This window comes from Methylocystis sp. IM3 (assembly GCF_038070105.1).
Classification (GTDB): Bacteria; Pseudomonadota; Alphaproteobacteria; order Rhizobiales; family Beijerinckiaceae; genus Methylocystis.
Window position 1 is genome coordinate 2154902 of the sequence record NZ_JBBPBZ010000002.1, and the last position, 23154, is coordinate 2178055.

The 23154-nt window shown below is 62.5% G+C and carries 27 protein-coding genes, 3 tRNA genes, 1 pseudogene and 1 other annotated feature; of the genes and pseudogenes, 24 read left to right on the plus strand and 7 right to left on the minus strand.

What is annotated here, in order from left to right; translation table 11 throughout:
* The first annotated feature begins 62 nt into the window (after positions 1 to 62).
* Positions 63 to 386 (plus strand): PepSY domain-containing protein, encoded by a 324-nt coding sequence (locus WOC76_RS12440; RefSeq protein ID WP_341106513.1) that lies wholly within the window; start codon positions 63 to 65, stop codon positions 384 to 386.
* A gap of 39 nt (positions 387 to 425) precedes the next feature.
* Here WOC76_RS12440 and WOC76_RS12445 read toward each other — a convergent pair whose 3' ends face one another.
* Positions 426 to 695: a hypothetical protein gene (locus tag WOC76_RS12445; RefSeq protein WP_341431432.1), complete on the minus strand. Its 270-nt coding sequence runs from the start codon at positions 693 to 695 to the stop codon at positions 426 to 428.
* A gap of 259 nt (positions 696 to 954) precedes the next feature.
* On the opposite strand from WOC76_RS12445, the gene WOC76_RS12450 reads away from it, so the two are divergent.
* The 8 genes and pseudogenes from WOC76_RS12450 (at position 955) to WOC76_RS12485 (ending at position 7357) form a co-directional block, all read left to right on the plus strand.
* Complete coding sequence (locus tag WOC76_RS12450) at positions 955 to 1143, plus strand: hypothetical protein (RefSeq protein WP_341106509.1); 189 nt, start codon at positions 955 to 957, stop codon at positions 1141 to 1143.
* A 558-nt stretch (positions 1144 to 1701) separates the two neighbouring features.
* A pseudogene (locus tag WOC76_RS12455) lies at positions 1702 to 2935 on the plus strand (IS3 family transposase).
* Positions 1992 to 2108: a sequence feature (AL1L pseudoknot), on the plus strand. (Overlaps the previous pseudogene by 117 nt.)
* A gap of 1199 nt (positions 2936 to 4134) precedes the next feature.
* Positions 4135 to 4332, plus strand: coding sequence for a hypothetical protein (locus WOC76_RS12460; RefSeq protein WP_341106507.1), 198 nt, complete (start codon positions 4135 to 4137; stop codon positions 4330 to 4332).
* Positions 4329 to 4544 carry a hypothetical protein gene (locus WOC76_RS12465; RefSeq protein ID WP_341106506.1) on the plus strand — a complete coding sequence of 72 codons (216 nt, stop codon included), beginning with the start codon at positions 4329 to 4331 and terminating at the stop codon, positions 4542 to 4544. The genes WOC76_RS12460 and WOC76_RS12465 overlap by 4 nt, the downstream gene beginning before the upstream one ends.
* Before the next feature lie 365 nt (positions 4545 to 4909).
* A complete protein-coding gene (locus WOC76_RS12470; RefSeq protein WP_341431433.1) occupies positions 4910 to 5152 on the plus strand; it encodes a hypothetical protein in 243 nt (80 codons plus the stop codon).
* Positions 5153 to 5155: 3 nt separating this feature from the next.
* The gene (locus tag WOC76_RS12475) at positions 5156 to 5551 is read left to right on the plus strand and encodes a hypothetical protein (protein ID WP_341106505.1); all 396 of its coding nucleotides are present in this window, start codon (positions 5156 to 5158) and stop codon (positions 5549 to 5551) included.
* A gap of 110 nt (positions 5552 to 5661) precedes the next feature.
* Positions 5662 to 6066 carry a hypothetical protein gene (locus WOC76_RS12480; RefSeq protein ID WP_341106504.1) on the plus strand — a complete coding sequence of 135 codons (405 nt, stop codon included), beginning with the start codon at positions 5662 to 5664 and terminating at the stop codon, positions 6064 to 6066.
* Positions 6067 to 6112: 46 nt separating this feature from the next.
* Positions 6113 to 7357, plus strand: a complete 1245-nt coding sequence (locus WOC76_RS12485; protein ID WP_341389843.1) for a phage major capsid protein — start codon at positions 6113 to 6115, stop codon at positions 7355 to 7357.
* 531 nt (positions 7358 to 7888) lie between these two features.
* Here the strand turns inward: WOC76_RS12485 and WOC76_RS12490 are convergent.
* Both WOC76_RS12490 and WOC76_RS12495 read right to left on the minus strand, forming a co-directional pair.
* Positions 7889 to 8299, minus strand: a complete 411-nt coding sequence (locus WOC76_RS12490; protein WP_341106501.1) for a hypothetical protein — start codon at positions 8297 to 8299, stop codon at positions 7889 to 7891.
* Positions 8289 to 8543, minus strand: a complete 255-nt coding sequence (locus tag WOC76_RS12495) for a transcriptional regulator (protein ID WP_341106500.1) — start codon at positions 8541 to 8543, stop codon at positions 8289 to 8291. Before WOC76_RS12495 ends, WOC76_RS12490 begins: the two co-directional genes overlap by 11 nt.
* A gap of 264 nt (positions 8544 to 8807) precedes the next feature.
* Here WOC76_RS12495 and WOC76_RS12500 point away from each other — a divergent pair, with 264 nt between their 5' ends.
* The 4 genes from WOC76_RS12500 (at position 8808) to WOC76_RS12515 (ending at position 12228) form a co-directional block, all read left to right on the plus strand.
* Positions 8808 to 9035 (plus strand): hypothetical protein, encoded by a 228-nt coding sequence (locus WOC76_RS12500; RefSeq protein WP_341106499.1) that lies wholly within the window; start codon positions 8808 to 8810, stop codon positions 9033 to 9035.
* An 801-nt stretch (positions 9036 to 9836) separates the two neighbouring features.
* Positions 9837 to 10076, plus strand: coding sequence for a hypothetical protein (locus WOC76_RS12505; protein ID WP_341106498.1), 240 nt, complete (start codon positions 9837 to 9839; stop codon positions 10074 to 10076).
* Between the two features lie 218 nt (positions 10077 to 10294).
* On the plus strand, positions 10295 to 10546 hold the full coding sequence (locus WOC76_RS12510; RefSeq protein WP_341106497.1) for a hypothetical protein: 252 nt from the start codon (positions 10295 to 10297) through the stop codon (positions 10544 to 10546).
* Between the two features lie 644 nt (positions 10547 to 11190).
* Positions 11191 to 12228, plus strand: a complete 1038-nt coding sequence (locus WOC76_RS12515) for a tyrosine-type recombinase/integrase (RefSeq protein ID WP_341106495.1) — start codon at positions 11191 to 11193, stop codon at positions 12226 to 12228.
* An 86-nt stretch (positions 12229 to 12314) separates the two neighbouring features.
* On the opposite strand, the gene WOC76_RS12520 is transcribed toward WOC76_RS12515, so the two are convergent.
* Positions 12315 to 12391, minus strand: a tRNA-Arg gene (locus WOC76_RS12520).
* A gap of 441 nt (positions 12392 to 12832) precedes the next feature.
* Between WOC76_RS12520 and WOC76_RS12525 the strand changes: the two genes are divergently transcribed.
* Positions 12833 to 12955, plus strand: coding sequence for a hypothetical protein (locus WOC76_RS12525; protein WP_341106493.1), 123 nt, complete (start codon positions 12833 to 12835; stop codon positions 12953 to 12955).
* Positions 12956 to 13055: 100 nt separating this feature from the next.
* The gene (gene murJ, locus WOC76_RS12530) at positions 13056 to 14609 is read left to right on the plus strand and encodes a murein biosynthesis integral membrane protein MurJ (RefSeq protein ID WP_341106492.1); all 1554 of its coding nucleotides are present in this window, start codon (positions 13056 to 13058) and stop codon (positions 14607 to 14609) included.
* Between the two features lie 94 nt (positions 14610 to 14703).
* Here murJ and WOC76_RS12535 read toward each other — a convergent pair whose 3' ends face one another.
* Positions 14704 to 15090: a DUF2267 domain-containing protein gene (locus WOC76_RS12535; RefSeq protein ID WP_341106490.1), complete on the minus strand. Its 387-nt coding sequence runs from the start codon at positions 15088 to 15090 to the stop codon at positions 14704 to 14706.
* Positions 15091 to 15210: 120 nt separating this feature from the next.
* On the opposite strand from WOC76_RS12535, the gene WOC76_RS12540 reads away from it, so the two are divergent.
* Positions 15211 to 16206: a DUF4424 family protein gene (locus WOC76_RS12540; RefSeq protein WP_341106489.1), complete on the plus strand. Its 996-nt coding sequence runs from the start codon at positions 15211 to 15213 to the stop codon at positions 16204 to 16206.
* Between the two features lie 40 nt (positions 16207 to 16246).
* Here the strand turns inward: WOC76_RS12540 and WOC76_RS12545 are convergent, their stop codons facing one another.
* A complete protein-coding gene (locus WOC76_RS12545; protein ID WP_341106487.1) occupies positions 16247 to 16699 on the minus strand; it encodes a hypothetical protein in 453 nt (150 codons plus the stop codon).
* A gap of 64 nt (positions 16700 to 16763) precedes the next feature.
* A complete protein-coding gene (locus WOC76_RS12550) occupies positions 16764 to 17996 on the minus strand; it encodes an aspartate kinase (protein ID WP_341106485.1) in 1233 nt (410 codons plus the stop codon).
* 166 nt (positions 17997 to 18162) lie between these two features.
* Between WOC76_RS12550 and ubiG the strand changes: the two genes are divergently transcribed.
* The 8 genes from ubiG (at position 18163) to WOC76_RS12590 (ending at position 23066) form a co-directional block, all read left to right on the plus strand.
* A complete protein-coding gene (gene ubiG / locus WOC76_RS12555; protein ID WP_341388545.1) occupies positions 18163 to 18936 on the plus strand; it encodes a bifunctional 2-polyprenyl-6-hydroxyphenol methylase/3-demethylubiquinol 3-O-methyltransferase UbiG in 774 nt (257 codons plus the stop codon).
* A gap of 49 nt (positions 18937 to 18985) precedes the next feature.
* Positions 18986 to 19735, plus strand: a complete 750-nt coding sequence (locus WOC76_RS12560) for an invasion associated locus B family protein (RefSeq protein ID WP_341106484.1) — start codon at positions 18986 to 18988, stop codon at positions 19733 to 19735.
* A gap of 529 nt (positions 19736 to 20264) precedes the next feature.
* Positions 20265 to 20432, plus strand: coding sequence for a hypothetical protein (locus WOC76_RS12565; RefSeq protein WP_341106483.1), 168 nt, complete (start codon positions 20265 to 20267; stop codon positions 20430 to 20432).
* 156 nt (positions 20433 to 20588) lie between these two features.
* Positions 20589 to 20663, plus strand: a tRNA-Gly gene (locus WOC76_RS12570).
* Between the two features lie 42 nt (positions 20664 to 20705).
* Positions 20706 to 21572 carry a 4-(cytidine 5'-diphospho)-2-C-methyl-D-erythritol kinase gene (locus WOC76_RS12575; protein ID WP_341431434.1) on the plus strand — a complete coding sequence of 289 codons (867 nt, stop codon included), beginning with the start codon at positions 20706 to 20708 and terminating at the stop codon, positions 21570 to 21572.
* Positions 21569 to 22432, plus strand: a complete 864-nt coding sequence (gene rlmB, locus WOC76_RS12580) for a 23S rRNA (guanosine(2251)-2'-O)-methyltransferase RlmB (RefSeq protein ID WP_341388550.1) — start codon at positions 21569 to 21571, stop codon at positions 22430 to 22432. Before WOC76_RS12575 ends, rlmB begins: the two co-directional genes overlap by 4 nt.
* 42 nt (positions 22433 to 22474) lie before the next feature.
* Positions 22475 to 22550, plus strand: a tRNA-Thr gene (locus tag WOC76_RS12585).
* A 183-nt stretch (positions 22551 to 22733) separates the two neighbouring features.
* Positions 22734 to 23066 (plus strand): hypothetical protein, encoded by a 333-nt coding sequence (locus WOC76_RS12590; RefSeq protein WP_341106481.1) that lies wholly within the window; start codon positions 22734 to 22736, stop codon positions 23064 to 23066.
* Positions 23067 to 23154: the final 88 nt, after the last annotated feature.

Consider the following 23154-nt stretch of genomic DNA (forward strand, 5'->3'; position numbering starts at 1 on the left):
TTTCTTTCCCGGTCCGACGCGCATAAGCTTGAGCACGTTTTCAGCCTTGCGGGGAAAAAGACATGAACAGCCTCAAATTGCTCATGGCGTGCGCGCTGCTCGCCCTTCCCGGGATCGCCCCGGCCTCCGCCGGCCCTCTCGAGGACATATTTTATCCGCCAGACGTCAATGGCGTTCTCCCGATGGAGCGCGTTCTCGACCAGGCGCGCGCCTCTGTCGCCGGAACGGTCAAGGAGATCGAACTGGAGCAGGAGCACGGCAGGCTCATCTACGAAGTTATCATCCTGACCCCCGACAATCGGAAGGTCGAGATCGAATATGACGCCCGAACCGGCGCTGAACTTTCCCGCGAGGTCAAAAAATACAAGCCGGAAAAGGAAGATTGATTCCGACTGAAAAGACCCACGCCCAAATTAACGAACAAATCACGGGCCCGTCGCGGTGAACGATTGCAGGAGAGCCAGGCCCTCCATCGTCAGATCAGCGGCGAATCTCGTTAGCAGGAGGTAACAAGCCCTGCGACGGGCCTCCTCGATGTTTCCAGGCGGATAGCTGCACAGCGCCATCATGGCGAGTTCCTCAGCCTCGAAGGCTTCATCCTCGATTTTCGGACCAAGCTGCTGATCACAGGCATGGCGGAACGCGCGCACAGCAAGCAAATGATCGGCGATCAATTCATTGAGCTTGTCACTCATACCGCAACCTATAACCAAAGTAATAAATCGGCCGGCTGCTAAAAATCCACAGAGCTCTGGCCTTTAAAGTTGTGCTTGAGCTTAATGGTTGTGTCCAAGGCAGTCAACTGGATGTGCTGGAGATGAGTCCGCCGGTAATGCGGCGCGCCAGGGCATGGCGACCGCAGGCGATCTTGTAACCGCGAGCGCGGACGCGAACTGCAATCTCTCGCCGATAGCTTGACTATAACAGTTCGGCCAGCGTAGCTTTCCAGGCGCGATGACCAATCTTGGCGACCCCATTCGGTGGCAGGAACTGGAGTTGAGGGTCAGAGAACTCTACCATAAGCAATTCAGCGATGCGCAGCGTAGCGCCGTCGATTTCTCCAAGCTCATCCTGACGAACCTCATCTGGATCAACGCGGCTGGGCTTGGATCCCTTCCCGTGACCGCGGCCTTTTTGGCATAGGAGACATGCCGTGGTCTCAGAAATTCCCAATAATCCTTGGCCCGGGGCTTGCCTTCGCCACCGGCCTTTTCTCGGCCTTCATGTGCGCTTTGGCGACTTATTACAATTTCGACGCAATAGCCAAGAACGCAAACTTCGATTGCTCGCGAGAGATCGGAGACATTCGCCTGACCCATCCTGAGACGGCGCGAAACGAAGAGCTTAAGGGAAGAGTCGAAGCCGAGAGAGACCACTTGGCCAAATCCGCCACGGAGGCGAACAAGCGCACCCGGGCGACCCTCATTCTATCGCATCTTCTGGGGTGGGCTTCCCTGCTCTTCTTTCTGTTCGCGTGCTACCTCCTGATCACGATTTCCCGCGCTTAGAGCGACACAGAATCGCTTGGAAGTTAGGCATTGGCGGCCCCGGCAGGGTTGCACGCCAGCAAGAAAATCAGCGGCTTGCAGCGTCAAACATCGAAACAGCCCGCATTGAAACGCAAGGGCTTTTCCAGCGAGTGTCAAAACGCTGAACTGCCCCGGGTTTGCCGGAGGCCCCAACTCTTGAGAGACTGGGGCTATGGAAGCGAAGAAGAAGACATCGAACAGATTTTCACCTGAAGTTCGGGAGCGGGCGGTTCGGATGGTGCTGGAGCACCAGGGGGACCACGCCTCGCAATGGGCGACGATCGCCTCGATTGCCGGGAAGATCGGCTGCACGGGCGAGACGCTTCGCGGCTGGGTCCGACAGGCGGAGCGAGACGCCGGCTCGCGCGCCGGCGTCACGTCGGACGAACGGGCGCGGCTGAAGGCGCTGGAGCGGGAGAACCGCGAACTCCGGCAGGCCAATGACATTTTGCGGAAGGCTTCGGCGTATTTTGCTCAGGCGGAGCTCGACCGCCGGTCGAAACCATGATCGCCTTCATCGACGCGCACCGGGAGAGCTACGGGGTCGAGCCGATCTGCAAGGTTTTGCCGATCGCCCCGTCGACGTATCGCTCGCATGCAGCGCAGCGGCGCGATGAGACGAAGCTGTCGACGCGGGGGCGTCGGGACCGGGCGCTCGGCGAGAAGATCCGCCGCGTGTTCGCGGAGAACTTCTCCGTCTACGGCGCTCGAAAAGTGTGGCGGCAGCTGCGGCGCGAGGGGAGGATGTCGCGCGCTGCACGGTGGAGCGGCTCATGCGGCGCCTGGGCTTGCAGGGCGTCGTGCGCGGTCGGCCGGCAAAAACCACTGTGAGCGACAGCAAGGCGCCCTGTCCGAGAGACAAGGTGAACCGACAGTTCGCGGCGGATCGGCCAAACCGGCTGTGGGTAGCCGACTTTACCTATGTCGCGACCTGGCAGGGCTTCGTCTATGTCGCTTTCGTTATCGACGTCTTCGCCCGGCGGATTGTCGGGTGGCGAGTCTCGCGTTCGGCGCAGACGCCCTTCGTGCTCGACGCGCTGGAACAGGCGTTGTGCGATCGACAGCCTCTTCGCGGCGGTCTCGTTCATCACAGCGACCGCGGCGTGCAATATGTCTCGATCAAATACACGGAGCGACTTGCGGACGCCGGTGTCGAACCCTCAGTCGGCAGCGTCGGCGACTCTTACGACAACGCGCTCGCCGAGACGATCAACGGGCTCTACAAGGCCGAGGTGATCTGGCGGCGCGGACCGTGGCGCGGCCTCGAGCAGGTGGAGTTCGCCACGCTTGAATGGGTGGACTGGTTCAACAACAAGAGATTGCTGGAGCCGATCGGAAACATTCCGCCGGCCGAGGCAGAAGCGCGCTACTATGCGCAAATCGAGGAGCACGCCATGGCGGCGTGACTCAAACGAAACGGCCTCCGGCAAACCCGGGGCGGTTCACGCGGGAACGGGACGAAGCCGCCGCCAGACCCCGGACGCAGAAACGCCGCCCCGGGTGGAAACCGGGACGGCGCCAATAGAAAAAAGGCTTGCTTCGCCAAGACGGAACGTAACGCTGCGGACGGAGACGCGCAAGGGGGTGCGCGATGAGTGTGCCCCTATCCGAAGCACAGGCGACATGGCTTCCCGTCGCGCGCCTTCGTCGGGCGCAATTGCAGAAGATCGCGCGCCACACGCGCGACGATCCGAGCTTCCCTTGGCGAAAATTCGCAAGGGCAGTCACAAACGAGACGATGGCCATTCCCAATGGCGTGCATTTCGTCGCCGGCGACCGTCACACATGGCCGAGAGCTAATGCAGCAACGGCGCTGTGCTGGGGCAGAAACGCGCCGTTCGCGACGCTAGCAGAGGTTCCTCAGCACATTCTCTCCGAGGCTGAGGCCGGCGCCGCCGAGGCGCTGGCTGTAGGCGCGCACCTTCTCACGGATGGATCCTCGCTCGGTCGCGCGATCGGCATGACGCCAGAGACGCGAGAAAAGTTGCGGGTGTGGCTCATATGGCCGGCAGGCTGGAACTCGGACGACCTAGCCGCGCGCCGTATAGCGCGCGCCGCCGAGCGCCGGGCGAAAGACAGGATACGGAAGCAGCAACAGCGAAGGGCAAATGGAATGGCCGAGCGAAAGGACTACGAGGCGAACAGTCTGGCGTCACAGGCGCGAAAGTTGGGTGTGAAGCCCGACACGCTGCGGGCGCGCGTAAGGCGCGCCGCGCATGTCACACCTGATGTCGCGAGTGTGTCCGCAGCCAATATATATAATACTTGTGGTGCGGACAGACCCGCGACAAAGCGTGACACCCTAGCAGAACAGGCGAGAAACATTGGCATTTCGCCGGCTGCTCTTCGGAAGCGGCTACAGCGCGAGAGACAGCGCCAGCGACAGCCTGAAAATGTCACGCACGCGACAGCGGCGCTCCCAAGCGCCGCGCATGTCACACACGCGACAGCCACACCCGATCCTGTCACACACGCGACAGTCACACCTGCGACATGCGCCACAATTGAAAACGGCCGCTCGGCGCTCTTGGCGTGGCTCCCTGTCCAAGTTGCCCATCTGTGCCGCGTGATCGCCTTCCAGTCCGCCGGCCGGTGTCACGCCTATTTGAACGACCTCGAGGCGCTCAACCGGGAGTGCGGCGTGAGCATGAACAAGACGCTCGAGCTACTTCGGCCCCTTGGTTTCAGCGATGACGACATTTACCGAGCGATGGACGACGTGCAACGGCTCAGCGCCGAGGAATGTGCCGACCGGGCGCGTTTCGCCCGCATCGCGCGCCAGCAAGAGCGGCTTGCCGCATGAACGACAACGCCCCGAGAAACTTGATGGAATGGTGGACCGCGCCGGTTCCCGGCTGGCCGGAGACGCTCACAATCCACAACCTCGCTAGCGACCAGACCGTGACCATAAGATTGAGGGCGACCTATGAAGACGAGGCGGAGGAAATGCAGCGCGACGAGGCGGCGCTCAGCGCCCGCCTCGCGCGGCGCGAAGCCCGGACTGTGACGAAATGAGAGACCCAAGACGATACCGGCACAAGACGCGCCGGCCGCGCCCCGAGCGCCGGCCGGAGCCCGAGACGCCAGAGACGCCAGAGCAGAGCGTATTGGCAACGTCGATGGACCCGCTTCCGCGCTGGCTCATGCCAACTCCGGCGCAGCGCCCACAAGGAAGCCCGCCCGTGCGCGAAGATCGATCGGAAGCCGCGCGTACAGCGGAGAGGGATCAAAACGCGCCAGCGAAAGCCGCAGGCTCGGCAAACGCATGCCGGGGAGGGGTGGATTGCAGACCCATAGGCTCTAGAGGGCGGCCACCGAACGAAGTGCCACGCGCACAACACCGCGCCCGCATATGTGATTTATCTTCGGAGGACCGACCCATGACCACGTCCACACCTGAGCCCAAACGCCGCCGGACGGGAAAAAAGCCGGTCGACCCTGTGGCTGTCCTCGAGACTATCGCCGGCGACGCGACGGCTCCGGCGGCGGCGCGCGTGAGCGCCGCCCGCGCCTTGCTCCGCCACAACGCAGCGCTGGCGAAGGCGGCGGCTCGAAAGGAAGAACCTGTGGCATCGCCAGAGGCGAGTGACGAAAAAATTCTGGTCTGGCGAAAGAGGCAGTGACCCATGCGCATTGAGAGCATCGCGACCTATCGCGGCTGTGAAATTCACGCCTACCAAGACGAGCAGCGAATTCGTTCCGTCGTCATGGTTGAAATCGACAAAGTTTTCGAGATGGAAGATCCGGCAGCGCTTTTCCAGTTCGCCGGGAGCGCAGCGCACGCGCCAGAAGCCCGGCTGCTCGCCAGCCGCCGGCTCTTGGAATGGGCGGACGATGCCGAGCAGGGCCGCCGACGGATGCCGTTCTCAAGGGTTGAGATAGAGGCGCAAGCCGCCGGATTGGACGATTTTGGGTGGCACGATCCGGGCGCCTACTGCTCCCTTTGCGATCAAACCCCAGAGCGGGCGGCGCGGAGGCCGGAGCCGTTCCGATCCGAACTGGCGGCGCTGGCGGACAGATAACACAAAGCCCCGCCACATAGGCGGGGCGCGTTGCGGAGCCCCGTCTCAAACCGATTGACATTTTAATCGGCTGGATTAACTTCCGATTTGAAATCAAATCGGGGCTGCCCATGTTTCCGGTAAAAACTTCAATCGCGCTGCGGGTCGCGGGGCTTGATCGCATCAAGTTCAATTTGATTGTCCACAGCGGTTTCTACGAGTGCGCGCCGGAAACCACGGAAGGCTCGGCGCGCTTGTTCGAGGAAAACGACGTCGTCGCGCTGGTGGTCTTTGGCGATCTGCTCGGCGTTGGAATTCTTCCGCGCTTCGCCGGCCCCATGGCGTGCGAGTTGCGCGAACTGCTCGAAGCCGCGCCGGGCTTCGGCGGCAAATACGCCTTCCCCCTCGAGAACGACGGCAAGGGCGCAATCGTCTCTGAGGGCGACGATCCGACTGCGCCGCCGCGCATCAGCATCACAATCGACGTTAAGGCGGTTCGCGAGCATGTCGCTCGCGAAATCGCTGAGCACTTCTGAGCAAGGAAACGTTCAAATGATCGCCATGAATGCAAACGCAAAGCAGATGCGCCGCCGTCGCGGCGAAATCTTAGACGAGGCCCGCGCCCTTACCGAAAAGGGAGCTATGAGCGCGAGTGACCAAAAAGAGTTCGATCGCCTCATGGCTGAGGCGGACGAGTTGGGCGCCCGCATCGGAAACGTTGCTCGCGTGGACGAGCTCGACGGCGAGCTTTCGCAGAAGGCTAACTTGCGCACTCGCGGCGGGGCCGAAGGCAGTTCCGACCCGGACACAATTTGGCGCGATACGAAGACGGGCGACGAAATCCGCGCGCTAAAGAAGGGCGAAAGCCTTGCCGCTAGGTATCAGGGCGCGGCGCATCCGAATGTGACCCTTGGAGATTGTGTGCGGGCCATGTTGGCGCCCGGCACCGCCACGCCGGACGTGCGCGCCGCGCTGTCCGAGGGGATCGACACGGCCGGCGGCTTCACGGTTCCTGAGACGCTTAGCTCACAGATTATCGACAAGTTGCGCGCGGAGGCGGTTTGCACCCGCGCGGGCGCGATCACGGTTCCGATGGACGCCCCAACTGTCTATCTAGCGAAGCTCGATGGCGACCCGACCGCTTCTTGGCGCGGGGAGAACGCGACGATTTCCGAAAGCTCCCCAGCCTTCGCGCGCGTCACGCTCTCGGCCCGCTCGCTCGCGACGGTGATAAAATTGTCTCGCGAGCTTGCTGAGGATAGCGCCAATCTCGACGCGACCCTTCGCAATGCGCTGGCGAAGGCTTTTGCGCTCGAATTGGATCGCGCGGCGCTTTTTGGCAATGGCGTCGCCGAACCTCTTGGCGTGGTGAATTGGACGGGCATCAACACTGTCTCGCTCGGGACGGACGGCGCGGCCCTTTCCGGCTTCGACAATTTCCTCGATGGCATCTATGAGATGCACGTCGATAACGCCGGCGATCCGACTGCCGCCATCATGGCGCCGCGAACGGAAAAAACGATCAATAAAATGAAGGACGGCGACGGCGAGACGCTGGTCCGCCCGCCCGCGATCGCCAACCTTCCGTTTCTCGTCACGACGAGCGTCCCCGTCAACCAGACGCAAGGGATCAGCACGGACTGCTCGTCCATCATCATGGGCGACTTTTCGCAATTGCTTATCGGCATGCGCACGCAGCTTCAAATTCAGGTCCTGCGCGAGAGATTTGCGGATAACTTGCAGCTTGGGTTGCTCGCCTACCTTCGTGCCGACGTTGTGCTGACGCATCCTGAGAGCTTCACCAAGATTGTGGGCATCAAGCCCTAATGCGATCGATCGGCGCGCTTCATGCGCGCCGCTCTATGGCCGCGCTGCCGGGGATTGTCTTCACCCCTTTGCGCCGACCCAGCCGCCGGTGGTCGAGAAAACAGCGGAAATCGTGCGGGCCTCACCCGGGCGCGCGTGATCGGCGGGGCGCCTCAGACTTCACGTCCCGCCGCCCTATTATTCTCCGGCTTTCAGATCCGTTTGGCGCTCACAGAAGCGCCGGGAGCGAGAGAGAAAAAGCCCATCTGCGATGAGCGCCAAAAAGACATGCGCGAGCATTGGAACCGGCAGGGCGGGCGGACTGGTTCCTAACGCCTGATTGCGCCGGCTCCGCCCACGAATAAGCCGTGAACTTCCACCACCCGCTCATTAGGCTCAGGTGCGGACGTTGACGCACAGCTTGCGAGGGCCGCGAGTAACAGGAGGCAGATTAGCGGCCTCACGGCCTCGCCTTCCTTAGCCTGACGCCCGGCCCGCCGCCGTTCTCGCCGATAAACTCGACGCCGGCGGCTTCGATTTCCACGAGGCGCATCAAAATAGTTTCGTCGCAGATTGGCAGTGGCCGCTGAATTTCATCAACGCATCTAATTCTATTAAATGGATCGAGACGGCACCAGTCGTTCGATTAAGCGTTGCGGAGCCCGCTTTGTCCTTCATGGAAACGATCGCGTTTCGCGACGTATCGCCGACGATGGGCCATGGCTCGCGGTCATCTATTCTGAAGATTTTCTGGGCAAGATTGACCAATAAGGAAACGGATATTTGTTCGTCTTTCGGATTGATTTGCTTACCCTCTTGGATCATTTCAACGGTGCCACGACAAGCGAGGGTCGTGGGGTCTGCTCGCGCTTCTGCATTAGGCAAAATCGTTAGCGCCAGCAAAAGAGCGTGCCAAATTAATTTCACGGTATTGCCGTGCGCAGGGGTTTGCTCACGAACCATGTTTCGCAGTCCCTTTCTTCCTTAATCGCACGCCCGGCCCCTCGCCGTTCTCATCGACGAAGATCACGCCGGCGGCTTCGAGCGCGGCGCGGATGGCGGCGAGGTTGTGATGGACGGGGACAGAGCGCCCGCCCTCAAATCCCTTGACCGTGCTGAGCCCGACCTTCGCGCTCTCAGCTAGTTGGGATTGCGGCCAATCGAGAAGGCCGCGAGCGGCGCGGCATTGGGCGGGCGTGAGGCTCATTGCAGACCTTTTGGACGGATACAAACTTTTTGGTTGACGTTGACCAAGGAAGCCATTTAGGCTCACCACATCTAATTTAGTTGCCATACCACAATTCGGACGCCGGGAATAGCAAATCCCGGCGCACGCCGGAGGCTTGCCCGATGGACTGGAAAACCGTTTCGACCCTTTGCTTTCTCGCGCCTTTTGCGGGGCTTTGGACCGCGTTTGCGGTCTATGAGGCCGCAATCGCCCTTGCCGCTGTCCGCGCCGGAGGCCGCCGCCATGGCCGCTGAGCCCTTAGACCAAATCGACACGATAGATCGGCTTTTTGAGCTGACCGCGCTCGCCCGGGTCCTTTCCATGGCCATTGACGGCGCGACCTCAATAGGCCGCGAGGAAAAGCAAGGGCTCACCCACGCAGCCCACATGCTCGAGGCGGGACTTGCGAGGCTGCATGACCGGCTGGAAGCACAGGGCGACGCCGAGCTGGCGAAGAGGGCGACGCCATGAACGCGCTCGCTTTCTGGCGCCTCGCCGCGGCGCTGGGCGCGCTCGCGGACCAGTTGGGGCCGGATCCTAAGCCCGACTAGCCGGAGCCGCTGCCGGCTTGACCGGCTGACAAGCAAATTCTCCCCACACTTGGGAGAATTCCCCGCTGGACGGTAGACGGCAGCGGCGGGGAAGCATCGGCCCAACTGCGGGGCGTCTCCCATGGGCCGGAGGAGACCGAAAGGCGGAACCTCGGAGACCGGCGCGACGGCACGCGCCGCAAGTAGCCGCTGACCGATCGGGCGCCGTTCGCACCGATCGGGACCGACGCGACGCACGGCTCCGACCGAGCACATACGCGGGGGTCATAGGCCAGCCCCGCTCCGGCGGGGGCTGGCGACCTATGACCTCTCTCGGCACTCACCAACCGAGCACCAACCATGCAGCTAGACCTCCCAAAACCCCAATTTTCAGAAAAACACGCGTGCGCGACGCGTGCGCATCATGCGCGCACACGCGGAGACGCCTTGGCCGAGCTTCTCGCTATGATTGAGGCCATGGCTGGGGAGAAGCGGTCCGTTAGGGCGATAGTGGAGGCGGCACGCGCCTTTTCCGCGTCACAGGAGGCTCAGGACGCGCGGCAAGCGCCCTCCGTATGGATCGAGGCAGGAACGGCGGAATGGGCCGCATGGGCCACCTACTGGCGCGCCCACGGGCGCCGTGGGCCGCCTATCGATCGAAGGAACGGCTGGCGGTTTCCGAGCCGCTTGCCGCCAGCGTGAAAAGCGGTAGAAATCGCCGGTTTGAGCATGGGATGTGAAAATGAGACCTTTTTCGCATAACGGGTTAAGCACCGGTCTCCTGATCGGATTTATTCAAGGCTCGGTCGCGCTGGCGCTAGTCGTCTGGTGGTTGCTGAACGGCTTAGCAAAAGCAATCATCCCGATTGCCGATCGGGCAATAGCGCGCATCGAGGACTTCGATGTCGACATTCCGCTCGCCAGTAGAGCGTGGGATTTGTTCGAGCGCTTCATGGACGCGATCACGACAAAGCGGGGTTAGGGGCCGTTGCGCCGAGCGGCTCCGGCCGGATCCGGCGGGGCCCGATGAATGGCGAACGCGCGCCAGCCAACTATTGAGGACAGACCATGAAGCAGATCAAACGCAATCTTTCAGAAGACGAAGCCGGATGGCTTGCAGAGACGGTTCGGCAAACCATCGAGCATAGGGCCGTCATGAGACGCGCCTTGCGGGACAGATCCAGAAAGAGCCCGGGCGCTATGACAATCCGCTATCTTGAGGACGTGCTGCGGTCATTGGAAGCTCATCCGCCCGTTTCGCTCATGCTCGACCTTCGGGAGACGGACGCCTTAACGGCTCTCGCCGGGAGGCTCGCCGGCAGCGCGACAAACATTCGGGCCTCTTCGAAGATTGACCGAGACGACGATAGCTATTCTGGCCGGCAAGCGCGCTTCTATGACGAGACGGCGGCGGCGATCACAGCCGCGCTCGGCGCTCAGGTCGGGGGATAGGTGGCGCATTTTGCTCAACTTGAGCCAAATCCAGATTTAGGCTATTTTTCCTATAGCCCTCGCTCCTGCGGGGCCCCCCAAGGAACGCCCCGACGCCGGATGTACGCGCGGGGCGTTTTTCATTTAGCTCCCCTTGCGCCCCGATGATAAGCGGCGTTATCTTGTCCGGGAGTGACAAGCCTTGGACCGGCCGACCTAGACGTTGGCGACGGGTTCGGCCAAACAGCCGCTTAATGAAGCGGGCCCTCGTCGTTAGCTGGCATAAAAACTTGCCGGGTGGACGATGCGACTAGGGCGCCATCGGAGCGATTAACTGCTCGTGCAACTGTCACAGAAAAAAGGCCGTTCCCAAGAGCGGCCGTTATCTGTGTGAGCGAGCAAATGCCATCAAAAACAGACTTTCTCCCGCATAGGCTTATGCCCGCCGGTCTCGCGCTGCATACGTCCGCAGCTTATGTGAGCGTGTCTCCGAATAGCTTTCAAGACATGGTGAGGCGCGGCCTGATGCCTAAGCCGCGCAAGTATGGAAACCGCAACATTTGGTTGCGCGAGGAACTCGACGCCGCGCTCCGCGCGCTTCCGTTCGATGGCGAAGGCAAGGCGGCTCCGCAAACCCGGTCCCCCCCCGCCGACTGGGATTGAACATGCCAAGAAAGCGGTTTCCCTACGTCCAAGAGTGGACAGATAAGAAGACCGGGCGGCGCTATTACTTTTTCCGTCGCCCCGGCTTCCCTCGCGTTCCCCTGCCCGCCCCTTATGGCGGGGACGACTTCAAGCACGCATATGACCTTGCGATGGCCGGCGCGCCCAAGGCGGTTGGCGCCACGCGCTCGCCGCCAGGAAGCATGTCGGCGCTCATCGCGTCCTTCTACGCGTCCGCCAAGTTTCAAGCCCTTCGCCCGATAACGGCTGCGACCTATCGCAACATCCTCGAAAGGTTCCGAGCGGAGCACGGCCACAAGACAGTCGCGGGGATGCAGCCGAAGCATGTCAACGCCCTCGTGGACGGCGTGAAGAGGCCGCACGCGCGCAAGCGCCTGCTCAACCTTCTTTCGCTTCTCATGAAGCACGCGATCAGAACCGGCCTTCGTGAAGACAACCCGGCGCGCGACATTGAGGTTGAACTTCCAAAGAGCGAAGGCTTCTTGTCTTGGACCGAGGAAGAGATTGCGCAGTTCCGCGCCCATTGGGAGCTCGGCACCCTTCCCCGTCTCGTCCTTGAAATAGCGCTGAACACAGGACAACGGCGCGGCGACCTCGTGCGCATGGGGCGCCAGAACATCCGCGACGGTAAAATACACATCACACAGGCGAAGACGGGAACCGCCGTCCACATCCCCATCAATGGCGACCTGATGGCCGCGCTCGCCTCCCCGCCGTGCCGGGACTTCGGCCCTTTCCTACAGACAGAGAAGGGCGCGTCGCGCAGCGCAGCGGGCCTCGGCAACGACTTTCACGACTGGGTGAGGGAAGCAGGCATTGAGCGTCCTTTGACGCTCCACGGCTTCCGCAAGGCCGCCGGGCGGCGCTTGGCGGAGGCCGAATGCACCGCGCCCCAGGTTATGGCCATCCTAGGCCACAAGAGCCTGAAAGAGGCACAGCGTTACATCGACGCCTTCAACCGGGAGAAGGCCGGAGAGGCGGCAATGGCGAAGATAGAAAAAACCTTCGGAAAGGGGTGAAAAATGAACAAAAATTGTCAAACACAGGAAAGTTTTGACAGTTTGGCTTTGCAAGGCTTTGAAAACAAAGGCGCTGGTTTAGTGGATGGCGGCCCCGGCAGGACTCGAACCTGCAACCTTCTGCTTCGAAGGCAGTTGCTCTATCCAGTTGAGCTACGGAGCCGAGCGAAACTCCTTTTAACCGATTCATCCCCGCGGCCGTAGCCACTCCGGGGATTTTCATCCCCACGCCGAGAGAGAAGGGAATTTGTGCTTTATCTTGATGAAAGCGGATAGCCGCCGGGCCGCACAGAGCGGCCCCCGAATGGAAAGGCCGTCCACGCAATTTGTCCGCTATCGTCGCGCCACGCGTAACCTTTCGCGCACGATCGGCTCGCCGAGCAATATCGGAAGCCGCGGCGTCCGCGAGACGATCAGCGCGCCCGGGACTGGCTTGTCTTGGACCCGGATGCGTCGGCGCAAAAGCGCCCCGACATTTCCCGAGTGGCGATGCGGGGCATGGGCGGGTTCCTGTCAGAGATAGTCGACGATTTCGACCTGTGCCGAATGCTATGTTGGCCCTTGCGATCGCCGCTCAGGGCCTCGAGAGCCGGCGCCCGAGTTCGTGATCAAGATCGCCATGGAGGAGCGCGCCGACGATCGGCGCCCGCGGGAGCCGCGCCCTGCCCTGCGTGACGAGCCAGAGGTTCCGGAAGCGAAGAGACGGCGCGGCGTGCGGGCGGAGTAGCGCCGCCCTGCCCGGCCGCGCTACCATCGCCGCCAGAGTCGCTTGGGCCGTCCTTACGCCTCGCCTTGCTCATAGCACATTGATAATTCGGGACTACCGTATGATTCGCAGTCTTCTTTCCGTCGGCGGCTTCACCCTGCTCTCGCGCGTGACGGGGTTCATGTCGCTTGCGATGCAGTCGGCGATCATGGGCGCCGGCGCCGTGTCGGACGCCTTTTTCATTGCGCAGCGCCTGCCCAACAGTTTCCGCGCCATTTTCGGCGAGGGCGCCTTCAACGCCGCCTATATCCCCTCTTACGCCAAGGCGCTCGAGCAGGAGGGCGACGACTCGGCAGAGGAATTCGCCGGCGAGGTCTACACGCTGCTCCTCGTCTCGCAGATCGCCATCCTGATGCTGGTCTGGCTTTTCGCGCCGCAATTCGTCGGCCTGCTGGCGCCGGGCCTCGACGACCGGCCGGAGAAATTCGCCCTCGCCGTCAGCCTGACGCGCATCACCTTCCCCTATCTCCTGTTCATGACGCTTTTCGCCCAGCACATGGGCACGCTCAACGCCCATGGCCGCTTCGCCCTCCCAGCCTTCGCGCCCAATCTGATGAATCTCACCGTGATGGCGGCGCTGGCGCTCACGCTCGTCGCGCCGCGGCTGTTCCCAAATCCCGGCTATGCAGCAAGCTGGGGAGTGACGATCTCGGGCGCGCTGGAATTGGGCCTGCTGATGTGGGGCGCGCGGCAAATCGGCGTTTTGCGCGGCCTGCGCCGGCCGCATTGGGCGCGGGTGCGGGAGTTCTTCATCAAGCTCGGACCGGCGGTCATCGGCTCTGCGAGCCCGCAGATCGCCGTTTTCGCCGATACGATCCTGTCCTCCATGCTGGCCGACGGCGGCGTGTCGTCGATCTCCTACGCCGAGCGCCTCTATCAACTCCCCGTGGGCGTCATTGGCATTGCCGCCGGCACTGTGCTGCTCCCCGAGATGAGCCGCCGCATCGCCTCCGGCGACGTGGTCGGCGCGCATCAGGCGCAGAGCCGCACCATGGCGCTCACCATCGCGCTGGCGGCGCCCTTTTTCGTCGCCTTCGACACGATGCCGGAATTGATCGTGGCGGGGCTCTTCATGCGCGGCAAGTTCACCGCGGGCGACGCCATCGCCGCCGGAGACGTGCTCGCCGCCTATGGCGCGGGGCTGATGGCGCTGGTGCTGATCGCCTCGGCGCGCGCAAGCTTCCAGTCGCGCGGAGACACCTCAACGCCGATGAAAATCGCGCTCGCGGCGCTCGCTGTGAATGTCGCGCTCAAAGTGGCCCTTTTCCGCCCGCTCGGCGCGGTGGGGCTCGCGACGGCGACCTCGGTCGGGCTGTGGATCAATCTCGCCGCGCTGGTCGCGCTCGCCCTCGCCGAGGACTTTATGGCGTTCGATGGCGTTTTCGCCAAGGCGCTCGGCGCAACCTTCATCGCCTCAGCGATCCTCACGCTCATCGCGATCGTCGGGCGGGCGCCCGCCCTCGCCTTCGGCCTCCACTTCGGAGCGTTCGCCAATCTCGTCGCCCTGATGACGCTCGGCGCCGTGGGCGCGGTGATATACGCGGCCCTTCTTGCCGGCGTACTCCACGCCGCCGGCGTCAGGCTCGCCACGTTGCGCGGGCGCGGGAAACCCTGACGCCCGCGAGAAAATCGGCAGAGCTCCACGCCGCCGCGCCGCCGCCCTGCGCGCCGCGCGGCATGGCCGGCCTGGCGACGTCACCTTCGCGGCGTTACAGGAACTGCGACAGGCCCGGAATCGCATTGGCGACCTGCTGCATCTTCTCCTTGCCCACGACGCCCTCCGCATAACCGAAGATTTCATGGCCGAGCTTGTGAATCTGGCTCATATCGAGGCCGAGACCGTTGAGCCTGGCGCCGAGGCCCATCAGGCCGGAGCCAAGGAGGCCGCCGAGCAACCCACCCATGCCTTTTGCGTCTCCCGCCGCCGATGCTTCATCCGCCGCTTCGCGCGCGCCGGCGACCTTGTCGAAAAACTCGCCCATGGCGCCGTCGGGAAGCTCCTTATTGAGGAAGGAGAGCACGTGGCCGATGGCGGTTCTCGCGACCCCGGCCTCGACCCCGAGCGCAGCCGAAACGCGCGCAATCAATTCATCCATCGAGAATCCTCCGCTTTGGCTTTCTGAAGTCTTGCCGCCCGCGGCTCGGATTGCAAGCTGCGGACGCCATTGAGCGTCCCACGTCCTCAATATAAGCTTCGCTGGTTTCCGGAGGGGCGCATGTTTCGATTTTTCGCGACCGTTCTGGCGCTGACCCTCGAACTTGCGGCGACGTCGTCATCCCGCGCCAATGACACGGCCGCCGAAACGGCGCTGGGCGGGCTGGCGCTCAAACAATCCGATTCCATCTCGATGGATAGCGAGGATCTCTATGTTTCGCCCGAACGCGTCCGCGTGAAATATCGCTTCACCAATATCACGGATGAAGTCGTCGAGACCGTCGTCGCGTTTCCGCTGCCCGACATTCCCCCTTATTCAGAAGAAAACAAGACCTACTGGGCGAATCCGGCCGATCTGAAATTTCGTACGACCATCGACGGCAAGCCGGTTTCATTCGATATCGTCCAGCAAGCAATCTTCAAGGGCAAGGATGTCACGGCCCGCCTCCAGACGCTGAAGGTTCGCTTGAATTACAGGGATCCGGCATTTGAAGCGGCGCTCAACGAGGCCCCGCAGGCTGAGCGCAAGAAGCTGATCACTGAGGGGCTTCTCAAGGATGAAGGCGTCGGAGGCCAACACTCTTACGAGCCGCAATGGTCGCTGCGCACGATCGTGACGCGCAGACAGACATTCCCGCCGAAGACGACTGTCTCCGTCGAACATGAATATGCCCCGCTCGCAGGCGGCAGCCTCGCCGGCTATCTTTCCGCAAGCCAGCGGAAAACAAGCGAGTTCAAGGGAAAGCAGCGCAAATACTGCATCGAAAGGGATTGGCTCGCGAGCTTCGACCGGCGCGCAGGAAAGACGGAAGCGGGCGATGCTTATGGGGAAATCTGGCTGGGTTATGTGCTGACCACCGGCGCGAACTGGAAAGGCCCCATCGGTGAATTTCGCCTCGTCGTCGACAAGGGCAACGCCGACAGGCTCGTGAGTTTCTGCGCGGACGGCGTAAAGAAAATTTCGGATACGCAGTTCGAGGTGAGACAGAAGAATTTCACGCCCAGGAAAGATCTGGAAATATTGATCGTCGAGTGGCTGCGATCAGCGGACAAGTAAAGGATGTGACGCGACGCCGCCGCGTCACTCCTGCGTTCCATCACGCACGCGGGCGCGCCTCGCTCTTTTCTGCTTGAGGCGGCGAGGCCATGCCGGAACGCTCGGCGATGGCCGGCAGCATGGCCCGGATTCTGGCGACGCCCTCGGAGCCGATCAGTATTTCGGCGCGCGCCAGGATTTCTTCGAGCAGCGACCGGCTTTGCGCCTCGCTCAACCCGAGATTGGCGAGCTTGCCGATAAGAATGTTGAGATCGGCGCGACCATGTCCCATGAGGCTGGTCAGGCCCTCGATCGCCTGCGTCACGCCGCCGTCGCCTCTGGCCTGTGCGGCCGCGACAGCCTCGCGAGCGCCTTTCATCTTGTCGATGAATTCCCCGACGAGCCCATCGGGAACTTCGTCCCGCAGAAACATCAGCACATGACCGATCGCGGCTTTTGCGATCGCCGGATCGAGCGCGGTCTTCTCGACCACGCGTCTGGACAACTCTTCCATGACATCCCTCCCTTAAGGGATTACAGGAAGCGAAATGTCGCGGCTCCGTCGGCCGTCAAGCCCTTCAGGCGGCGTCGAGACCGTAGAGCGAATGCAGCGTACGGACCGCGAGCTCCGTATAGGCCTCGTCGATCAGCACCGAGAATTTGATTTCCGAGGTCGTGATCGCGCGAATGTTCACGCCGCGCTCGGACAGCGCACGAAAAGCGCGCGCCGCGACACCGGCGTGACTCCTCATGCCGATGCCGATCGCCGAAACCTTGGCCACGTCCTTCTCGCCCGCCATGCTGGCGAAGCCGATCTCATCCTTGATCTTGGAGAGCAACGCATGGGCGCGTTCGTAATCCGCGGAGCCGACGGTGAAGGTCATGTCCGTCATGCCATCCTCGGAGACGACCTGCACGATCATGTCCACATTGATGCCCGCTTCGGCCAGCGGCATGAACACGGCGGCGGCCACGCCCGGCTTGTCGGCGACGCGGCGGAGCGTGATCTGCGCTTCGTCGCGCGAGAAGGCGATGCCTGTGACGACCTGGGCTTCCACAATATCCTCCTCGTTGCAGATGAGTGTCCCCTCGCCGGGATTGGCCGGATCGTCGAAGGAGGAGCGCACATAGGTCGGCACCTTGTGCACCATCGCCACCTCGACCGAGCGAACCTGCAAAACCTTGGCGCCGAGCGACGCCATCTCCAGCATTTCCTCGAATGCGACGCGCGGCATGCGGCGCGCCTTGGGAACGACGCGCGGATCGGTCGTATAGACGCCGTCGACGTCCGTATAAATGTCGCAGCGGTCGGCGTGAATCGCCGCCGCGAGCGCCACGGCGCTCGTGTCCGAGCCGCCGCGGCCGAGCGTCGTAATGCGGCCGGTTTCCTTGTGGACGCCCTGGAAGCCGGCGACCACGGCGACCTCGCCGCGTCCGAAACCCTCCACGATTCCCTCGCCGTCGATCGCCTCGATACGGGCGGACCCATGGGCGTCATTGGTGCAGATCGGCGCCTGCCAGCCGAGCCAGGAGCGGGCCGAGATCCCGAGTTCCTGAAGCGCAATGGCGAGAAGGCCGGCCGTCACCTGCTCGCCGGAGGCGACGACGGCGTCATATTCCTTGAGATCGTAGAGAGGCGCGGCCTCCTTGCACCAGGCGACGAGCTCATTGGTTTTGCCCGACATGGCGGAGACCACCACCGCAACCTCGTGGCCGGCGTCGACCTCGCGTTTCACATGGCGCGCGACATTGCGTATGCGCTCGACATTGGCGACCGAGGTGCCGCCGAATTTCATGACAAGACGTGACATGGAACCGCGTTCGAAACCGGGCGCCGCTGTGCGGCGAGCGACCGAAGAGACCCTATTCGCCAATCCGGCAAAGCGGGCGTATATGTGACCGCGCCCGCCCCCCTGTCAACGGCGTAGGCCGCCCAATTCATTGCGGCGAAGACCCGGCCCAGAAGAGGTTCTCCAAGTGTCCGAAGAGGCGACCACCCCCCGTTCCGCCAGCGTCAACCCCGAGGATGTCGCGCGCTTCAACCGCCTCGGCGAGCTGTGGTGGGACAAGAAGGGCAAGATGGGGATTTTGCACGACATCAATCCCATCCGCGTCACCTATATCCGCGACCACGTCCGCCGCTTCCTCCTCGGCGATCACAGCGCGCTGAACGAAGCGCCCGAGCGGCCGCTCCAAGGCGTGCGAATCGCCGACATCGGCTGCGGCGGCGGCATCCTGAGCGAATCGCTCGCCGAACTCGGCGCGAGCGTCACGGGGATCGACCCGGCCCCCAACAATATCGCCGTCGCCAGCCGCCACGCCGAGAAAATGGGGCTCGAGATCGACTACCGGAACATCACCGCAGAGACCCTGGCCGAGACCGGCGAGCAATTCGACGCCGTCGCGGCGCTGGAGGTCATCGAGCATGTCGAGGGTCCCCGCGAATTCATCGCCATGCTCTCGCGGCTCGTGAAGCCGGGCGGCCTCATCTTTCTCGCCACCATCGACCGGACGATGAAAAGCTATGTTTTTGCGATTCTCGGCGCGGAATATGTCCTCGGCTGGGTGCCCAAGGGAACGCACGACCACGACAAATTCATCCGCCCCGACGAGCTTTCCGCCTGGCTGCGCCGCGCCGGCATGCGCGAAATCGACCGCGCCGGCATGAGCTTCCAGCCCTTCACGCGCAGCTGGCGAAAGAGCCACGACACGGATGTAAATTATCTGATGGCGGCCAAAAAAGAGCCCTGACGGGCCCGCCGCCTTGTTCGGGCCAGAAGCGGAAAGTAGAATTTTGCCGATGTTGAACGAATCAACGCTCCCCTTCTTCCCCCGGCGCGCGAATCGCCTTGTCGGACTGTCGCTCGCGACCGCCCTTTCGGTCGCCTTCGCCGCCGCGCCCATCCCGGCGCTCGCCAGGGACAAGCCGGCGCCCGCGAAAGACGCCAAGGACAAAAAGGACGCCAAGTCGACAGAAGACTCCGCCCAGGACGCCGGCAAGAAGGACAAGAAAGCCGGCAAGAACGACAAGGCGGACAAATCGGCCAAGCCCGATAAAGCGGACAAGACCGACAAAGCGGGCGATAGGGGCGACAGCGGCGGCTCCGGCAAACCGGAACAACTGGGAACCTATGGCGAATGGGGTGCCTATCTGGCGGTCAGCGGCCGTGACAAGACCTGCTACGCTCTTGGCCAGCCGAAAGACCGCCAGCCAAAGACCAAGCTGAAGGACACGCCCGGATATGTCTTCATTTCCTCGCGTCCTGGCGAGGGCGTTCGCAACGAGGTCGCGATCAACCTCGGTTATGCAACCAAGGACGGCTCCGCCGCCACCGCCCAGATCGATGGCGAGGATTGGGAGCTGATCACCAAGGGCACGAACGCCTGGGTGAAGGATCAGGGGAAAGAGAAAGAGTTTGTCGGGGCCCTGCGCGGCGGCGGCAAGCTGATCGTCAAGGCGGCCTCTTCCAAGGGCACGACGACCATCGACACCTATGCGCTGAAAGGGCTCTCGGACGCGCTCGCGCGCGTCGCTCAGGAGTGCAAATAGCCTTTCCCGCCTTTTTCCCTGATCCGCCGATTGAGAACGCCCGCGGCCACGCCGCGGGCGTTCTCATTTCTGGCCTGGGCTGCAGATTTACAGAATAGATTTGGTCCAGTCAGACAAAATCTCGTAGGTCCAAGTATAGTTACCAATGACTCCACGGCCTGTGGTCCTTTCTAGCCAAGCCGTTGTCGGTCATTTTGAGCCAGTCAACGACGGCTTCCCCCTGTTGCCTTGTTGGCGAGCGATGGCTGGATCGCCTAGAGGCCATGGGTGTTTTGGGCCATCGCTCTCTCTTGTCGATGCTGTGAGCCCGGCCGCCTGCGCGGTGGCCGGGCTTTGCGCCCACACGGCCGTCAACATGCAAGACCAGAACTGGCTCATTAGACCAGTTCTGCGATTTTTTACGTCTATACTATATCCAGTAATTTTATTACTTCATTAATGCGTCCTTTTGTCGCGTTTTATCTTGCCTTCTTCAATTTGATCGGATAGAAACAAGGCCTCGTCTCAACGAAAACAATGGGAGGGAAACATGTCTGTTAACGTTCACGGCGGCGCCGAGGTCGGAAAAATCCTGCTCTACATCGGCGGCTTCGTCGTCTTCGTCGTTATCGCCCTGACGTGGGTTCCGGAGCTGATTTCTCCGGACAGCGCCAACATCACCGGCAACACCGGCTCGACTGCGCGCATGATCCAGTAAGAGAAGCGAACGGCGTTCCGGGCTCCTGCTGGCCCGGAACGCCATGATCTGGCGGCGCTCGAAATTTTCCTGCTCGAGCCTGTTGCAATGCCAGATCGATTGATGCATAAGACGCCTCGTCGGCGGCTGGTGGCCAGCCAAACCGGCGAAACGGATGCGGGTGTAGCTCAGGGGTAGAGCACAACCTTGCCAAGGTTGGGGTCGAGGGTTCGAATCCCTTCGCCCGCTCCAAAGAAACTCTCCGCGAAAACCCTAAAGCGGAGGTCGGGGTAGATGCTCTCAACGCGCGCCCCCGCGAAGATCAATCTCACGCTTCACATTCTCGGCCGACGGGCCGATGGCTATCACGAACTCGAGAGCCTCGTCGCCTTCAGTGGCGCGGGCGATACGCTCGCTTTTGCGCCCGGCCCTGCCCTCTCGCTGGAGATCGCCGGCCCGACAGGCGCGGCCGCGGGCGCGGGCGACGACAATCTCGTGCTGCGCGCCGCCCGCAATCTCGCCGCGCGAATCGAGGGGCTGAAGCTCGGCGCCTTTCGCCTTGCCAAGCGCCTGCCCGTCGCGGCGGGAATCGGCGGCGGTTCGTCCGACGCGGCGGCGGCGCTTCGCTTGCTGGCTCACGCCAATGGGCTCGACTTGCAGGATTCCCGGCTACAGGAGGCCGCGCGCGTTACGGGCGCCGACGTGCCGGTCTGTCTTGCCGGCCGGGCGCGGATGATGCGCGGCGCGGGCGAATCGCTGGGGCCGCTCCTGCGCCTGCCGCTTCTGCCGGCGGTGCTGATCAATCCCGGCGTGCCGGTCGAAACGCGGCCTGTTTTCGAGCGGCTCGGCTTGCAGCCCGGGGAACGCGTCGGCGGCGCGAGCCATCCCGAGATCGGGCCGGCGGCGTCGGCGGCCGAGCTCCTCGCCCTGCTCGCGCGCGGCCGCAACGATCTCGAGGACCCGGCCTGCCTTCAGGCGCCTGTCATCGTCGACGTGCTGGCTGTGCTGCGCGCGGCGCGCGGTTGCAAGCTGGCGCGCATGTCGGGTTCGGGAGCCACCTGCTTTGCAATTTTCGCCACCCCCCAAGCCGCCGCCACGACGGCGCGCGCCATCAAGACGCGGCGCCCCGAATGGTGGGTGAAGACGGCCGCCCTGCGATGAAAAGGCGACCTCCGCAAAAAGCGCCCCCCAGCCGCGGGGAACGGCCGAGAGGCGAGCGCCCCGATCGCAGCTCCCGCCCACCGCGCGCGCAGGAGCGGCCCGCGGACGCCGTGCGCGGCCCATTCCGAGCCGCCTCGCCTGAGGTGGTGACGCTCTATGGCGCGCATGCGGTCCGGGAAGCCCTCACAAGCAGGCGACGAAAGCTTCTCTCGCTCTACGCAACGGAAAGCGCCCTGCCCCGAATCGCGGATCTCGCGAGAGCCGCCGGTCTCGAACCCCGCCCGACCGATTCGCACGCGCTGACGCGCCATCTCGGTGAAGAGGCCGTGCATCAGGGGCTTCTGCTGGAGGCGCGCCCTCTTCCCGAGGCCGATCTCTCCGACATCGAGACGAAGAGCGGGGTGGTCCTTGCGCTCGACCAGATCACCGACCCCCATAATGTCGGCGCAATCCTGCGCACCGCCTGCGCCTTCGGAGTCGACGCGCTGATTGTCACCGAACGACACAGCCCGGAATTTACGGGCGTGCTGGCCAAGGCGGCCTCCGGGGCGCTGGAGCATGTGACAATCGTTACAGTCGTCAATCTCTCCCGCGCCCTCGACGATCTGCGCGAGCGGGGCTACAGCGTGATCGGCCTCGATTCGGAAGGGTCGGAGCCGATCGAATCGATACGTCTGGCCGCGCCTCTGGCGCTCATCCTCGGAGCCGAAGGCAAGGGCCTGCGCCGGCTGACGCGCGAACGCTGCGACGCCATCGCTCGGCTCGATCTGCCCGGTCCCATCAAGAGTCTGAACGTCTCCAACGCCTGCGCAGCGGCTCTCACGGCAATCCATATGCACCTGCGGCCGCCGCAGGATTGACCTCGAGCCCGCTTGGGTGATTAGAGTAATATTGAGGCTTATGCCGGTTTAGCTCAGCTGGTAGAGCAACTGATTTGTAATCAGTAGGTCGGGGGTTCGAATCCCTCAACCGGCACCAATGAAATCAAAGACTTGAGACGAACATACCCCAAGCCATTGAGGCGACGGCCCTCTCGGGTATCGTTCAGGGTAACGATCAGGCGGATTTTTGCGCGGCGGAAAATTTTCCGGGCAAAGCTGCGGACGGAAAGGAGGCATGCGACCAGAGTTAACTAACGGCTATTGTTTAGGGAGAACGGACGTGGATCAAATCGAATGGATTTTCAGCATACCGAACACCGGCATTCGTAATTATCAGATTACGCGCGAGCTTATAGATCTTCCGCAAGATGTCTATTTAAGAATAAAGAGAGGCTACGACAAGCCAGATGGCGCAGAAATAAGTATCAGGATCGAGATTGTGCGCGCTGATAACTCGCATGATATCATCGAAAACATGTGGACAGGGGAGCTTCCATACTACGGCTATGGACGCCTTGTAATAGTAACCATTTCTTGCAACTCCATCGAATCTGGGATGGAAGGGAGACTGCATATAGCGTTCCAAAACACGTTGTTTACTGCGGCTTCATAGCATAGACTTGGGAAGTCAATTAGCGGCTCAAGGGGCATCCCTGCGGCCGTTCCTTGGGTCCAGCATGGTTGCTTGTCAGACGGATGAT

Excerpts from the sequence above, each read along its gene's own strand:
- WOC76_RS12550 (WP_341106485.1), bottom strand. The coding sequence starts at position 17,996 with ATGTCACGTCTTGTCATGAAATTCGGCGGCACCTCGGTCGCCAATGTC.
- WOC76_RS12475 (WP_341106505.1), top strand. The coding sequence starts at position 5,156 with ATGCGCATTGAGAGCATCGCGACCTATCGCGGCTGTGAAATTCACGCC.
- rlmB (WP_341388550.1), top strand. The coding sequence starts at position 21,569 with ATGAAAAGGCGACCTCCGCAAAAAGCGCCCCCCAGCCGCGGGGAACGG.
- WOC76_RS12440 (WP_341106513.1), top strand. The coding sequence starts at position 63 with ATGAACAGCCTCAAATTGCTCATGGCGTGCGCGCTGCTCGCCCTTCCC.
- WOC76_RS12445 (WP_341431432.1), bottom strand. The coding sequence starts at position 695 with ATGAGTGACAAGCTCAATGAATTGATCGCCGATCATTTGCTTGCTGTG.
- WOC76_RS12565 (WP_341106483.1), top strand. The coding sequence starts at position 20,265 with ATGTCTGTTAACGTTCACGGCGGCGCCGAGGTCGGAAAAATCCTGCTC.
- WOC76_RS12545 (WP_341106487.1), bottom strand. The coding sequence starts at position 16,699 with ATGGAAGAGTTGTCCAGACGCGTGGTCGAGAAGACCGCGCTCGATCCG.
- WOC76_RS12480 (WP_341106504.1), top strand. The coding sequence starts at position 5,662 with ATGTTTCCGGTAAAAACTTCAATCGCGCTGCGGGTCGCGGGGCTTGAT.
- WOC76_RS12470 (WP_341431433.1), top strand. The coding sequence starts at position 4,910 with ATGACCACGTCCACACCTGAGCCCAAACGCCGCCGGACGGGAAAAAAG.
- WOC76_RS12495 (WP_341106500.1), bottom strand. The coding sequence starts at position 8,543 with ATGAGCCTCACGCCCGCCCAATGCCGCGCCGCTCGCGGCCTTCTCGAT.
- WOC76_RS12500 (WP_341106499.1), top strand. The coding sequence starts at position 8,808 with ATGGCCGCTGAGCCCTTAGACCAAATCGACACGATAGATCGGCTTTTT.
- WOC76_RS12450 (WP_341106509.1), top strand. The coding sequence starts at position 955 with ATGACCAATCTTGGCGACCCCATTCGGTGGCAGGAACTGGAGTTGAGG.
- WOC76_RS12535 (WP_341106490.1), bottom strand. The coding sequence starts at position 15,090 with ATGGATGAATTGATTGCGCGCGTTTCGGCTGCGCTCGGGGTCGAGGCC.
- WOC76_RS12505 (WP_341106498.1), top strand. The coding sequence starts at position 9,837 with ATGAGACCTTTTTCGCATAACGGGTTAAGCACCGGTCTCCTGATCGGA.
- WOC76_RS12515 (WP_341106495.1), top strand. The coding sequence starts at position 11,191 with ATGCCAAGAAAGCGGTTTCCCTACGTCCAAGAGTGGACAGATAAGAAG.
- WOC76_RS12485 (WP_341389843.1), top strand. The coding sequence starts at position 6,113 with ATGCGCCGCCGTCGCGGCGAAATCTTAGACGAGGCCCGCGCCCTTACC.
- WOC76_RS12575 (WP_341431434.1), top strand. The coding sequence starts at position 20,706 with ATGCTCTCAACGCGCGCCCCCGCGAAGATCAATCTCACGCTTCACATT.
- murJ (WP_341106492.1), top strand. The coding sequence starts at position 13,056 with ATGATTCGCAGTCTTCTTTCCGTCGGCGGCTTCACCCTGCTCTCGCGC.
- WOC76_RS12490 (WP_341106501.1), bottom strand. The coding sequence starts at position 8,299 with ATGGTTCGTGAGCAAACCCCTGCGCACGGCAATACCGTGAAATTAATT.
- WOC76_RS12465 (WP_341106506.1), top strand. The coding sequence starts at position 4,329 with ATGAACGACAACGCCCCGAGAAACTTGATGGAATGGTGGACCGCGCCG.
- WOC76_RS12510 (WP_341106497.1), top strand. The coding sequence starts at position 10,295 with ATGACAATCCGCTATCTTGAGGACGTGCTGCGGTCATTGGAAGCTCAT.
- WOC76_RS12540 (WP_341106489.1), top strand. The coding sequence starts at position 15,211 with ATGTTTCGATTTTTCGCGACCGTTCTGGCGCTGACCCTCGAACTTGCG.
- WOC76_RS12560 (WP_341106484.1), top strand. The coding sequence starts at position 18,986 with ATGTTGAACGAATCAACGCTCCCCTTCTTCCCCCGGCGCGCGAATCGC.